Origin of the sequence: Peribacillus phoenicis, assembly GCF_047238085.1 — a bacterium.
In the GTDB taxonomy this organism is placed as follows: domain Bacteria; phylum Bacillota; class Bacilli; order Bacillales; family DSM-1321; genus Peribacillus.
In genome coordinates this window covers 1,773,695-1,786,779 of record NZ_JBDFMF010000001.1, presented here as the reverse complement: position 1 = coordinate 1,786,779, position 13,085 = coordinate 1,773,695, and the positions used below count along the sequence as shown (strand labels likewise).

General features: G+C 37.1%; 14 protein-coding genes and 1 pseudogene. 5 read left to right on the top strand and 10 right to left on the bottom strand.

Annotated elements, in window-relative coordinates; translation table 11 throughout:
- Positions 1-2 precede the first annotated feature (2 nt).
- Positions 3-149 (top strand): hypothetical protein, encoded by a 147-nt coding sequence (locus tag ABC374_RS08680; protein WP_164468794.1) that lies wholly within the window; start codon positions 3-5, stop codon positions 147-149.
- Between the two features lie 640 nt (positions 150-789).
- On the opposite strand, the gene tcuA is transcribed toward ABC374_RS08680, so the two are convergent.
- On the bottom strand, positions 790-2,301 hold the full coding sequence (tcuA, locus tag ABC374_RS08675; protein ID WP_413017054.1) for an FAD-dependent tricarballylate dehydrogenase TcuA: 1,512 nt from the start codon (positions 2,299-2,301) through the stop codon (positions 790-792).
- 268 nt (positions 2,302-2,569) lie between these two features.
- On the opposite strand from tcuA, the gene ABC374_RS08670 reads away from it, so the two are divergent.
- The 3 genes from ABC374_RS08670 (at position 2,570) to ABC374_RS08660 (ending at position 6,324) form a co-directional block, all read left to right on the top strand.
- A complete protein-coding gene (locus tag ABC374_RS08670; RefSeq protein WP_413017052.1) occupies positions 2,570-3,430 on the top strand; it encodes a LysR family transcriptional regulator in 861 nt (286 codons plus the stop codon).
- A 46-nt stretch (positions 3,431-3,476) separates the two neighbouring features.
- Positions 3,477-4,604, top strand: coding sequence for an AbrB family transcriptional regulator (locus ABC374_RS08665; protein ID WP_413017050.1), 1,128 nt, complete (start codon positions 3,477-3,479; stop codon positions 4,602-4,604).
- A gap of 397 nt (positions 4,605-5,001) precedes the next feature.
- Positions 5,002-6,324, top strand: coding sequence for a CitMHS family transporter (locus tag ABC374_RS08660; protein ID WP_413017048.1), 1,323 nt, complete (start codon positions 5,002-5,004; stop codon positions 6,322-6,324).
- A gap of 621 nt (positions 6,325-6,945) precedes the next feature.
- Here the strand turns inward: ABC374_RS08660 and ABC374_RS08655 are convergent.
- A complete protein-coding gene (locus tag ABC374_RS08655) occupies positions 6,946-7,266 on the bottom strand; it encodes a hypothetical protein (protein ID WP_063593101.1) in 321 nt (106 codons plus the stop codon).
- A 606-nt stretch (positions 7,267-7,872) separates the two neighbouring features.
- Between ABC374_RS08655 and ABC374_RS08650 the strand changes: the two genes are divergently transcribed.
- Positions 7,873-8,355, top strand: a complete 483-nt coding sequence (locus ABC374_RS08650; RefSeq protein WP_413017046.1) for a DUF456 domain-containing protein — start codon at positions 7,873-7,875, stop codon at positions 8,353-8,355.
- 181 nt (positions 8,356-8,536) lie between these two features.
- Here ABC374_RS08650 and ABC374_RS08645 read toward each other — a convergent pair whose 3' ends face one another.
- The 8 genes and pseudogenes from ABC374_RS08645 to ABC374_RS08610 form a co-directional block, all read right to left on the bottom strand.
- Positions 8,537-9,316 (bottom strand): sulfite exporter TauE/SafE family protein, encoded by a 780-nt coding sequence (locus ABC374_RS08645; protein ID WP_413017044.1) that lies wholly within the window; start codon positions 9,314-9,316, stop codon positions 8,537-8,539.
- Positions 9,317-9,367: 51 nt separating this feature from the next.
- A complete protein-coding gene (locus tag ABC374_RS08640; RefSeq protein WP_350302283.1) occupies positions 9,368-9,595 on the bottom strand; it encodes a sulfurtransferase TusA family protein in 228 nt (75 codons plus the stop codon).
- 42 nt (positions 9,596-9,637) lie between these two features.
- Positions 9,638-10,765: an MBL fold metallo-hydrolase gene (locus tag ABC374_RS08635; RefSeq protein WP_413017042.1), complete on the bottom strand. Its 1,128-nt coding sequence runs from the start codon at positions 10,763-10,765 to the stop codon at positions 9,638-9,640.
- 47 nt (positions 10,766-10,812) lie between these two features.
- Positions 10,813-11,182, bottom strand: a pseudogene (locus ABC374_RS08630) (DsrE/DsrF/DrsH-like family protein).
- Positions 11,183-11,227: 45 nt separating this feature from the next.
- A complete protein-coding gene (locus ABC374_RS08625; protein ID WP_413017040.1) occupies positions 11,228-11,800 on the bottom strand; it encodes a sulfurtransferase TusA family protein in 573 nt (190 codons plus the stop codon).
- 51 nt (positions 11,801-11,851) lie between these two features.
- Positions 11,852-12,148 (bottom strand): rhodanese-like domain-containing protein, encoded by a 297-nt coding sequence (locus tag ABC374_RS08620; protein ID WP_413017038.1) that lies wholly within the window; start codon positions 12,146-12,148, stop codon positions 11,852-11,854.
- Positions 12,149-12,166: 18 nt separating this feature from the next.
- Positions 12,167-12,526, bottom strand: a complete 360-nt coding sequence (locus ABC374_RS08615; RefSeq protein WP_413020301.1) for a rhodanese-like domain-containing protein — start codon at positions 12,524-12,526, stop codon at positions 12,167-12,169.
- Between the two features lie 33 nt (positions 12,527-12,559).
- Positions 12,560-13,039, bottom strand: a complete 480-nt coding sequence (locus ABC374_RS08610) for a DsrE/DsrF/DrsH-like family protein (protein ID WP_413017036.1) — start codon at positions 13,037-13,039, stop codon at positions 12,560-12,562.
- Positions 13,040-13,085: the final 46 nt, after the last annotated feature.

Genomic DNA, 13,085 nt, shown 5'->3' with positions numbered 1-13,085 from the left:
AAATGTGGGTCATCACTGTCTTTTTAAAAGGAAATATTAAAATATTTGAATTTGACACAGAAAAAGAAGCGAAAGAACTATTCAAAAATATGAAAGGCACTAAAATTCTTTCTGAAATAGTTTACTTCAATGATCCTTGTTTTGTATAAGTGAGTTTTCAATAGAACCCAGACTCTAATGTATCTCCAACTAACCGATGCCTACAAAATTCAATTATAAAATAGGATTGAGAATAGAAAAAAATTTTCCTAGGAAAGCTAAAACCCTTATACAAATTAGGGTACAGATACTGAAACCAGATTTTTATGGTTACCATATTATTTAAAAAAAGCTAATTACTATCTAACATCTTGTTTAGAGAAAATACCAATTCACAAATCCTTACCTTTTTTCATGCTGAATTTTAGCATCGGAGTGATAAACAGCAATATAACTGGTAAATCTTGATAAGTTAGAATTGACTTCATAAGCGTTAATGCTGATCCTTTCAAGCTGGTGCTGAACTCGAAAAGCTAGTACTGAAGAACCTTATTGTCTGGCCATCAGGACGCTTAAAGCTATACAATCACTCCATCTGAAAAAACTCCAATAGATAAACTGTTACTAAGTTTGACCTTTTATATACCTATATGATATGAGTTTTAGTCAAAGCATATAGACTTTAAATATGTTAAAATACCAAACAGCCAAGGACTTTTTAAGCCTTGGCTATTTTTCATTCTTCTACTTCACGTATCTCTATTATTTTTTGGACACATTCTTATCTAATAAACCATTCAAGGAAAAGACTCAGTGATTATTGATCGTTTCAACCTTTTCTTGAGTATAGCGTGCTGCTGATGAACCAGCTAATTTTCCAAAGACTGCTCCAGACATTAACCCGGATCCACCAGGATAGTTTTCATAAAAAATCCCCCCAATCATTTCACCAGCCGCAAAGAGACCTTTTATCGGTTGATCTTCTTTGTCTAACACATGACCCGTTGTATCTACATGCAGACCACCGAACGAGAAGGTGATTCCGCACGTTACAGGGAAAGCATAGAATGGACCTTGCTCAATTCGAAGTGCCCAGTTGGATTTAGGAGGGGTAATTCCTTTCGTTCCTTTGCCATCTTTCTCTGCGGGTCTATACTCGCCATCTTGTACCGCACTGTTATACTCTTCGATCGTTTTTAGAAATTGTGTTTGATTGACCGGCAGTAAACTAGCCAACTCTCCAAGCGTATCTGCTTTATAAATAGTCGCTTCTTCAAGGTCATATTCTTTACGCAGCATCGGGCGTACCTGTGCATCATAAATTTGATATGCCACATGTCCAGGCTGTTTTAATACCTCACGGCCGTACTTGGCATAGGTGTAATTTCGTAAATCTGCTCCTTCATCAACAAACCGTTTCCCTTCATTATTAAGCATGACGCTGTACGGATAAGAATGCTTTTTAAAAATATCCCCCGGCTTCGTGAAGTCCCCTACTTTTGGCGCATTATAATCTGTCCCAATAGAATGACATCCAGACCACTGCCCGAATTTTTGAGCCCCCACTGCCATAGCCATGGAAATGCCGTCTCCTGTGTTGAACTCGGTTCCACGAACAATAGCCGCTTCCCATTCTTCACCAATATTTTCACTTCTCATTTTCTTATTGGCTTCAAAGCCCCCACAAGCCAAAATCACACCGGATGTCTGAACAGTTACCATTGTATGACCCTTCTCAACAACGACACCGGTTATTGTGTTATGCTCTGATACAAGCTCCACAGCACGTGAATCGTACCAAACGTCGATACCAATTTCTTCTGTCCGCGCAAAGAGCTGTCTCATTAAGCCAACGCCTTTATCCTCCGTTTTGATAGGCAGTCCTCCCCAGAAATTGCGCTTGCCAGCTTGTACGAATGATTGATTTTCATAATTCAATTCAAATTTTATTCCCTGATCACGCATCCACGCAATTGTTTCATACGATCTAGAAACCAGCTGTTTTGCTAACTCAGGATTACTTTGTCCACCTGTTACTCGCATTAGATCATTGTAATAATCGGTTTCCGTGTATTTAGGCATTACAATTAACTCGGATTCTTCATCTGTTAATTCAGGTATTATATTTCTGATTCCGTCTAAATTATTGTATGCAACGCGAATGGCTCCATCCGTGAAGAAAGAGTTCCCTCCACGCTTTTCCACTGGTCCCCGTTCTAGTACAAGAACTCTAGCACCTCCCTCTTTTGCTGAGATTGCGGCACATAAAGCTGCGTTTCCTGCCCCTACTACAACTACATCATAAGTTTGTGCATTTGACATTTTTACCCCTCCTGTTAAGTAGTGATAACTCTTCATGTAAATAATAAGTGATAATAATGAATAAAAATAATATTGTTTTTTTATTCATTGCCATAGAAAAATTTTATGAAAGAATGCTGGAAAGGCAAAACTATAGTGAGTCTATTGATTTACATAAAAAGATAGATTTCTTTTTTAATTAGCTGTATTATACTTTTAGAAATCAAATAAATTATCATAATTTATAATTACCCATAAATATTTTTTATGGTTAAAGGAGAAAAGTTTTATGGATGAAAAAGACTGGCTTATATTAATTACTCTTTACGAAGAAAGAAATATAACAAAGGCAGCACAGCGACTATTTATTTCTCAGCCAGCTTTATCCTATCGTATAAAACAGCTGGAAAAAGAGTTCAAAACTAATTTGATCTCTAGAGGCAAAAGAGGTGTCGAGTTTACAGTTGAAGGGGAATACCTCGTTCAATATTCGAAAAATATGCGTAAGCAATTAGGAGCTGCAAAAGAACACATTTCAAATTTGGATAAAAAAGTAAAAGGAACTTTACGATTGGGTGTATCTGGCTTGTTTGCCCGATATAAACTACCAGTATTATTAAAAGAATTTCTAACCCTATATCCAGAGGTTGAAATCAGTTTGAAAACTGGATGGAGTTCTCAAATTCATCAAATGCTTCAAAAAGAAGAAGCACACCTCGGGATTGTTAGAGGTCCTTACAAATGGCAGGAAAATAAAGTGTTATTTCAAGAAGAAAAGATTTGTATTGCCTCCAGTAAAAAAATTGAATTAAAAGAACTTCCTTTTCTTCCTAGAGTTAATTATCAGACAGACCAATCGTTAAGAAATACTATTGAAAACTGGTGGCAGGAAACATTTGCGTTACCACCTAAGATTTCAATGGAGGTAGATCGGATTGAAACATGTAAGGAACTGGTTCTTAATGGTTTAGGATATGCCATTTTACCAGAAATCTGTATTAAAGATGATGAACCACTGTATACTTTCCCCATTGTATTAAGCAATAATAGCTATTTGCTTAGAGAAACTTGGGTTTTTTATCGGGATGTGACTATGGATTTGGCACAAGTAAAAGCATTTATTGATTTTCTTAATGATTCTAAACAATGAAACAAGACGAAACGAAGTAAAACTAATTCAAAGGAAGAGAATTAATATGAAAAAGTGGGATTTAAATAATGCAAGCAAGACAATCCAATTTTCGGCTGCACTTCTAACTGCTTTTATTGGAGGCGGCCTTTTCTCTCTTTTCAGGTTTCCAATCCCCTGGCTTCTTGGTCCAATGGCAGCCCTATTAATTGCATCACGTTTCAAAAACGTTAAATTGATTTGGCCCGTTTCGATGAGAAATACTGGATTAATTATTGTAGGTTATTCAATAGGCATCTCCTTTACCAAGAGCTCACTGTCTGATATGATTAGTCACCTTCCCTCAATGTTGATCCTTACAATCTTAATTGTCCTTGTGTGTGCATGTTCTTCTTTTGTTATGTCAAAATATTCCGGCATTGACTATCCCACCTCCTTAACGAGTAGTATTCCTGGAGGTTTGTCACAAATCGTTGTGTTTGTAGAAGAAATGAAAGGTATTGATATTACTACCGTAACCTTTTTCCATGTTACAAGAGTGATAATGGTGGTTTTCTTAGTTCCCCTTTTAATTATCAGTCCCCTGTTTGCAGCGAATCGTACCAATGATTCATCTAAAATAATGGATAACGTTATTCCTGAGTGGAGTGATTTATTTCCTCTTATCTTTCTGTTCGCCCTTATTTGTTTTCTCGCAGCAGGAATAGGTAAAATATTCAAATTACCAGCTCCTTACTTTTTAGGACCAGTAATCGTTACTGCTGCAATAGGTCTTTTAGGTTTGCAGGGACCACCACTTCCTCTTTCACTTCTTGATATATCTCAATTTATGGTTGGCGGTTATATCGGTTTATTATTAAAACCAGAACAACTTGATAACAAAAGAAAAACCTTATTATTGGCTTTGATGAACGGACTAATCTTGATCTGCGCAACAATGTTTTTTAGTTTTTTACTGACCAAGTATTATGATTTATCGCCTATTACGGGTTTTTTAAGTTTAGCCCCTGGTGGAATGGATCAAATGGGAATCATTGCACATGAAGTAAATGCTGATGTATCTACTGTTACCAGCTATCAACTATTTCGGATGGCGTTTATTTATGCCGCAGTGCCTCCATTACTAAAATTGGTATTAAAATTACGTTTAAGAAAAAAAGACAAGAACAGTAATGTAAAACTAAATGGTAAATAAAAAAGGGGGAAGCTTTGCTCAAGGACAATGAAAAAAGTCTGATTTATAAAGAAAAGAAGGTTATCATGCAAAATATTTAGATGATGACCTTCTTTTTTTGATCCTAAAAGTAGCATTAGACATAAAAAGAATTTCGTTATTGAATCATTTATCCTATGGCTTTATTTGCTCTCCTCCCCATTCTTTTTTAAAGAATAAATTATTTTGATACCAATACAAAAAAAATATGTATTTAACTTATTGTTCTCTCTGTATTACCTTTAATAAAGAAAAGCGCATAAGCATAGTTTAAAACTTATTAATCTACCAGTTAATTTTTCCGAAAAATCACAAAATTATTTCTAGTCACCCAGAGATCATTTGAAAGCGCATTCAAAGTATGGGAGGGGATTTAATAATGTTTCTTACAATTTTAGGCATCTCCATGGTTACCGTCTTTACCTATTTAATTATGTCCAAACGTTTATCACCCATTGTTGCTTTAACTTTAGTTCCGATCGTTTTTGCTGTAGTTGGTGGTTTTGGAAGTAAAATTGGCACTATGATGATGGAAGGCATTAAGCTAGTCGCTCCTTCTGCAGCTCTATTATTATTCGCCATATTGTTTTTTGGCATTATGATAGACACGGGCTTATTTGACCCACTTATCAAAAAGTTATTAGAAGTTGTCAAGGGAGATCCTGTCAAAATTTCGATAGGTACCACAATTCTTGCATTACTCGTGGCCCTAGATGGAGACGGTACAACAACTTATATCATTACTGTTTCAGCTATGTATCCACTTTATAAACGAATCGGTATGAATCCATTGGTTTTAGCTACAGTAGCCATGCTAGCTTTAAGTGTTATGAGTGGCATGACCCCCTGGGGCGGACCTGCTACCCGAGCAATAGCAGTATTGGGACTTGATGCATCCGAATTTTTTGTTCCACTTATTCCTACCATGATCGGCGGTGCTATTTGGGTTATTTTCGTGGCATTTATTTTAGGGAAAAAAGAACGTAAACGATTGGGTGTAATACACATAGAAGAGTTAAAAAATGAAATAGCTGCTACTGTAGAAAATGAAGCCACTGATGCATTACCTCATATTGAAATTAAACGCCCCCGTTTTTTGTGGGTTAACTTATTAATTGTGGTAGGCATTATGGTCATTCTTATTATGGGATTGGTACCTTCCCCTATTTTATTTTTGGTCGGTTTCACTATTGCTTTAATGATTAACTACCCTAATCTGGAAATGCAAAAAAGACGTATATTAGCACATTCTGGAAATGCCATAATTGTTGTTCTACTAGTTTTTGCAGCTGGAGTATTTGCAGGAATCTTTTCCGGTACAAAAATGGTTGATGCTATTGCTAATGGACTGGTTGCGATAATACCTGCTTCATTAGGACAGTTTTTCCCTGTAATTGTTGGCATTACAAGTATGCCATTCACGTTCGTTTTATCGAATGATGCCTATTATTTTGGGGTTCTCCCTATTCTTGCAGAAGCAGCTTCAGCCTATGGTATTAGTCCGTTAGAAATTGCTCGCGCTTCTATATTGGGACAACCCGCTCATTTAATGAGTCCACTTGTTGCATCAACCATTCTATTAGTTGGCATGGTTGATAAAGACCTTGGAGAATATCAGAAATTCGCATACAAATGGGCCATCTTGACATCGTTAACCTTAACAGTATTAGCTATAATTAGTGGCGCTATTTCTTTTATGTAAATTATAAAAGTCCTTGTATACTTGTTTGCTAGGAAATATCCGCAGGATCCTTTCCAAAAACAACTACTAAGGACTTTTAATCAATTTATCATAAATGTGAGGAACAACAACTATTGAAAGAAAGACTCAGCGGCATATCATTAACAGATAATCACATGGTAATCTTATATCCCATTTGAAAGATAATGAAAAGAAGTTGAAATTAAGCTGGCTGATTACTACATGGAGGTATTACATAATTTAATGGAGGAACTTTGGGATCGTACGAATGAATACCCAAACATTGAGCGTGAAAAAACAAAAAATCTTTTACAGCTACTCGATCAAGAATAACCAAACGAATGAATTGGGAAGAAATACAATTCTTACTTTAATGTTATTACAAAAAATATATTCTTATTTTTGTTATGAAACTGCCTAAAGTAAAAAGCTGCCTTAAAGACGGCTTCAATCTTATTATTTGCTCTCAAATCATAACCAATTGTATTTGAACTATACCGTAAATAACTCTTCCAAAAGCTAAAAGCAGTTGTATTTCTTAGGTGAAATCAACTGCTTTCATTGTTGTTTTTTATTTTCCCTATATGGAAACCTCTAAAGGTTGAGGCTTTTATGGAATCATTACTTAATAAATCCGTTGAGAAATTGATATAACTCTTCTAATTCACTTTCTTTTGCCACAATACAGTTAGGGTATTGTTTTATCTCTGCTACGCTGGATAATTTAAAATCATTGGGAGTCGGGAGTCCAGAAGCACAAATCATTAAAAAGTCAGCAAAGTGAATTAACCCAGTCACTGCTGACGTTTTTATGGTCATTTGCCCCATTGCTCGCCCTGCAAATAAACCCTTCATTGCACTTTTTCCACCTGTTCTTTCTATTACTATTCTACTTTCGTCTATTACTACTTTTGTTCCTGATTTTAAATCAAAAGTTTTCAACTTCTCAACCTCCTACATGTCCCTTAATATTACAACATCTTTATATGAAAATGGCTTATAAATGTCAATGAAAATAAGCTCCAACTAACCTGCCCAGTTTTTTGAATAAGAAAAAGGTTGCCGAAAAAACCCTAGTTAAAGTGTTAATATAAAGATTCATCAACAAGTTCTTATTGGCAAATTGAGAAATATTTTTATTTCATCATAAACTTAATCCATTTATACAAATTATACATCTAATGTTAATGAAAGCTGCATTCGTAAAGATTGTTGCAATAATAAGGAATCATTTTTTTGGGAGTATAATATAGTAAGTTCTTCCAAGAAAGAAGCAACCGCTTGAAAATCTAATATTAATCCAACATCTATGAGGTGAATTTTTTGGTTTTAAGTATATGGGAAACAAGTAATGACATAATCATGATCTAAACGCCTCCCGTTAGACAAAATAAAGAAAGGCCCAAATATCAAGGATTTGAGCCTTTGTTAGTTGATGACCTGTGCGGGATTCGAATATACAAGAACAGAATAAATGGTGTTTGTCCCTAAATAGAAATATAATTTAATAGATATATGAAAAAGTAAGTATGAAAAGGTGGAGTTTCATTGGATATTTTATGGTGGGGGTTAACGATCGTCTTATTTGCTTTAAGTTTTGTAGGAATTGTCTATCCTATTATTCCTTCGGTTGTTGCCATTTGGGGAGGATTCGCAGTTTATCAATTTCTCATTAATCCTGATGAGTTATCGTTATGGTTCTGGATCAGTATGGTTGTGTTGAGCGGTGTATTAATCGCGGCAGACATTATCGCAAATAGTTATTTTGTTAAAAAGTATGGGGGGTCAAAAACATCCGAGACAATAGCAGCTATTGCCACGATTGTTGGTTCATTTGTCTTTCCTCCTTTTGGAATAATTCTCGTACCATTTTTAGCAGTCCTCGTTTCGGAATTAATCATTCAAAAAGATATAATGAAGGCTACTAAAGTTGGGTTTGCAACTATCATCGGTTTTTTAGGCGGCAGTTTAGCCAAAGTATTAATTCAATTATTGATGATTGTTTGGTTTATTTTAGCGGCAATCTTTTAATTATTTATAAACGGCCGCATAAGGAAAAAGCTGACTTTCAACAGTCAGCTTTTTCTATTAACAGAAGTCCGTACAAGATAAGAAAAAAAGTGATGGAGGAAAAGGAACTATTAGTGTGGCCTATTGTGAACACTTCTTTAACGATAGAACTTTTCACAACTGCTCCCTTCTGTGTGAAAACTCAAGACATGATTCCCGCCCAAGTTTTTACAGCCGTGGCTAAAATCAATAGAGCCAGTATGACTTGTAGCACTTTTACATTCATTTTTTTACCGGCCATTGCCCCAAGCGGAGATGCTATTAAGCTAGCTATAACCATGATCAACGCCGGATAGAAGTCAACTTGACCGGTTGATATTTTCCCTGCTGTTGCACCAATGGATGAAATGAATGTGATAGCTAATGAAGACGCAATCGTTACCCTGGTTGGTATTCTTAAAACGATAAGCATGATCGGAACTAATAGAAAGCCCCCTCCGGCACCGACTATCCCGGAACCTAAACCTACGATTAAGGCAAGGATGGCCGCAAGCCATTTGTTGAAGGTAACTTGATCCAAAGGAATGTCATCTATCCCTTTCTTCGGAATGAACATCATGACAGCAGCTATCAACGCCAAAATGCCATAGACGATATTCACTCCGTTTTCCGACATCGATTGTGATCCAAAACTTCCAACCACGCTTCCGATTAACACACTGATCCCCATATAGAGAATCAGCGTTTTATTTAAATGTCCGCTCTTACGATAGCTCCATATACCTCCGATGGAAGCGAATAAGACTTGTACAGCACTTATACCTGTCACATCATGGGCACTAAATGCCGCTAAACCGAAGATTGGGGGAATAAACAGCAGCATTGGATAATTTATTATCGAACCGCCGATGCCGAGCATTCCTGAAACGTATGAACCTATAAAACCAATCAAAAAGATGGTAATGATAAAGGTGATATCCATTGTCAGTGCCTCCCTCAAAAGAAGGGAACCCTATTGGTTCCCTTCTCTTTATCAGCCTTTTCTAATCCAAAATTTCAGTATATCATTTTCTTCTGCCGTTTCCACCAGCTCATGGCCACCGGATTTTGACCAAGCGGCTAAGTCGGCTTTAGCTCCTTTATCGGTTACATGTATTTCCAGCACTTCCCCGGTTTGCAAATCATTCATCGCTTTTCTCGTTTTAACGATCGGCATTGGACAAGCTAGTCCCTTAGCATTTAACACTTTATCTGAATTCATATTTCATTCCTCCTATTTTTTTTGCTTCTATTTTTATCGGTATTAACGAACCGCACAGCGATTAGGCCCGATTTCCATTTCGCGCTGTTTTTCATCGTCAGGCTCGATTTTCCCCATATTGGTTTCGCGAATTTCTTGATAAGCGTTTGGCTGAGGCGGTAAATTACCTGTTACAAGCTCTCTGAATTCCGTTTCATCTGCAATGTTCAATCCGTGATTTTCAGCAAACAGCGCACCCAACTTTTTAGCGACACTTCCATCTTCATTCAATTCATCAATGATCATGAAATGTGATGGCAATACGATTAACTCGTCTGATAATTCTCTATAACGTGAATACAGTGTTTCTCTCAAGTCGCCTACCCAATCCTCAGCCAGCCCAGCTAGGTCCGGTCTGCCAATCGAATCAATGAATAGTATATCCCCGCTTAGCAAGTATTTTTGATCGACCACAAATGATGTAGATCCAATGGTATGGCCCGGGGAATATAATGCTTGGATATCAATCGCAGTATGACCAATCGTTATCACTTTCCCGCCTTCTAATGGCTGATATTCAAAAGTTACTTCAGCCGCATCTTTTGGCGGCAGCCAGTAAGCTGCATTTGTTAATTCCGCTATTCGTCTTCCACCTGAAATATGATCGGCATGTAAGTGCGTATCCAGAACATGTGTAATTTTCACGCCGATATCATCGGCGAAATCAAGATAGGTATCTATCATTCTTGTGGAATCAATTACGGCTGCTTCACCATTGGAAACGACCATGTAAGATAAACAGCCTTTACCAAGTCGAACAAATTGGAAAATTTCGCCGCCATTGGTCAATTCGCCGATTCTCACTGGTTCCAAATGTTCACTCCATGCTTTCATGCCGCCCTTTAAATAAAAAACATTCAATCCAGCTTCAGATAACATTTCAGCTACCATGACGGATGAGCCTTCCTTTGCACATACTACCAGGATTTCTTTATTGGACGGGATTTGATCGAGTATTTCTTCCACGCCATCCAGCAGATCAAAGTAAGGGATATTAAGGAATTCAAAATTCTCCCCTTCAATTTCCCAATCATTGTAGTCACTTTCATTTCGAACATCCAAAATAAATAAGTCGGTTTTATTGATTACTTTCTTTGAAACCTCAGCGGCTGTCATTTGCTTAAACGCCATATTTTATACCCCCTACAGTATTAATGATTTCAAAATTTTTTCCTTCATTAAAAGGTTAATGTAACATCAGCATTCTTAGCGAACTCCAAAAATGTGACCGCTCCACCTACTTCGATACCGGCAACGAAAGCTTCTTTTTCCATGCCCAAAACGTCCATGGTCATTTGACACCCAATCGTCCATTTCCTGTGCCATGGTAACTAATGCTGGAATGGAAGGAACATTGGCCTTTTTAAAGTCTTCGGCAAAGTGCTCTTTACCTTCAGGGAGTGGAAGTTGTCCATTCGCTTCTTTATGAATTAAGTTCAAGCCTTCGAAAGTAAAGAAAATGGCCACTTTTTGATCTGTTGCTGCTGCTGCCGTTGCGATGTTAAACACTTTATATGCGTCAAATAATCCACCATTACTTGCGATTATAGCTCTTTATTCGTCATGATATATTCCTCCATTTTGTAGTCACTTTTATTCATTCACGGATTTTTGTGAAGGACCGTTCCATTGGCTCATGCCGGGTACAACATTGAATACCCGTTCAAAACCGGCCGCCGTCAGTTTTTGTGCAGCAAGATCACTTCGGCTGCCTGTACGGCAAATCACGAAAATCTCTGACTCTTTATCAAGTTCACCCATACGTTGTTCCAATTCACCCATTGGAAGGGATCTTGCTTCTGAAATGTGATTAAAAGCATATTCTGCGGATTCTCGTACATCCAGGATGATCGTATTTTTGTTTTCTTGCATTAGTTGAAGGAGTTCTTCATTTGAAACGATTTTTTCATGCTTCTTCACTGCTGTTTCTTCTCCGTTTGCTTTCCGAAGATAATGTTTTAGTGTTGTTCCTTCTTCAACCGTACCCAAGTATTGGTGACCTGAACTTTCCGCCCAAGCTTTCATGTCGGCGGTTGACCCTTTATCAGTTGCTTGAACTTCCAATACTTCCCCCGCTTCCAAAACATTCATGGCTTTTTTCGTTTTTACGATTGGCATTGGACAAGCTAAACCTTTAGCATCCAAAACGGAATTTGTTTTAATCATTTTATTTCCTCCTTGTGTTTTTTAGGGGTGGGGGTATATTCGGATATAAAATTATGCTATGGGACCTTCCCATTCATTCATACCACCCATCATGTTCAACACCTTATATCCATAATCCTCAAGTAACTTTGCTGCCCTTGAACTTCTGCCCCCTGAACGGCAGACGATGATATATTCTTTTGATTTATCCAAATCCTGCATTCTAAATTCCACCAGACCCAACGGGATATTCAAAGCATTTGGTATTTTCCCTGCCTTTACTTCATCCACCTCCCGCACATCAATAATATGTACTGGCGAGTTTCCCTTCAATAATGCATTCACTTCATTCGGTAAAATTTCTTTCATCTTTTTAAGATCCTCCTTTTATTCGCGCCAAGAACTCATGCCGCCTTTTACGTTGGTGACTTCATTAAACCCAAGTTTCTTCAATACTTTACTCGCATTACTGCTCCTCATCCCGCTTTGGCAGATTACAACCACTTCTTTATCCTTTGAAAGTTCTTGTGTCCTTTTGCCAAGTTCGCTTAGAGGTATATTTTTAAAGTCCTTAATGTGATTGCCCCTATATTCATTAGAAGTACGGACATCAATGAACTGCTTATTTCCTTTATTATTCAACAGAGCTTTTAAATCAGCCGCATTTATATTTTTTATCCCCTTTGCCGGGACAAAGCGCTGATATAAAAACCAAACGATGAAACTTAATATGATGAGATTAAATATAGTTCCCAATTGGACTCACTCCAGTACCCAAATTTATATAAATAAGTTTACATTTCCATCCTCTGCTTCAGCTAAATAAGCCGCAACACCTGCTAACTCAATTCCATCCATTAATTCCTCTTGCTGCAAGCCCAATAAATCCATAGTCATCGTACAGGCTATTAGTTTGATTTCCTGTTCTTGGGCCAGCTCAATTAAATTCGGCAGTGACATGGCGTTATGCTTTTTCATCACATGTTTGATCATTTTAGGCCCCATCCCAGCAAAGTTCATGTTTGATAGACCCATTTTATCAGAACCACGCGGCATCATTTTTGCAAACATTTTTTCAAGAAATCCTTTTTTTAATGAAATCGGCTCATCCTTCCTTAAAGCATTCAATCCCCAGAATGTATGGAAGATGGTCACTTCATGATCGTAAGCCGCCGCCCCATTTGCAATGATATAAGCAGCCATTGCCTTATCATAATCACCACTAAATAATATGATCGTCGTTCTTTTCTTTTCAGTCATTTATGTTTTCCCCCTGATTTATATTTCATTTAACTTTAATACCCTA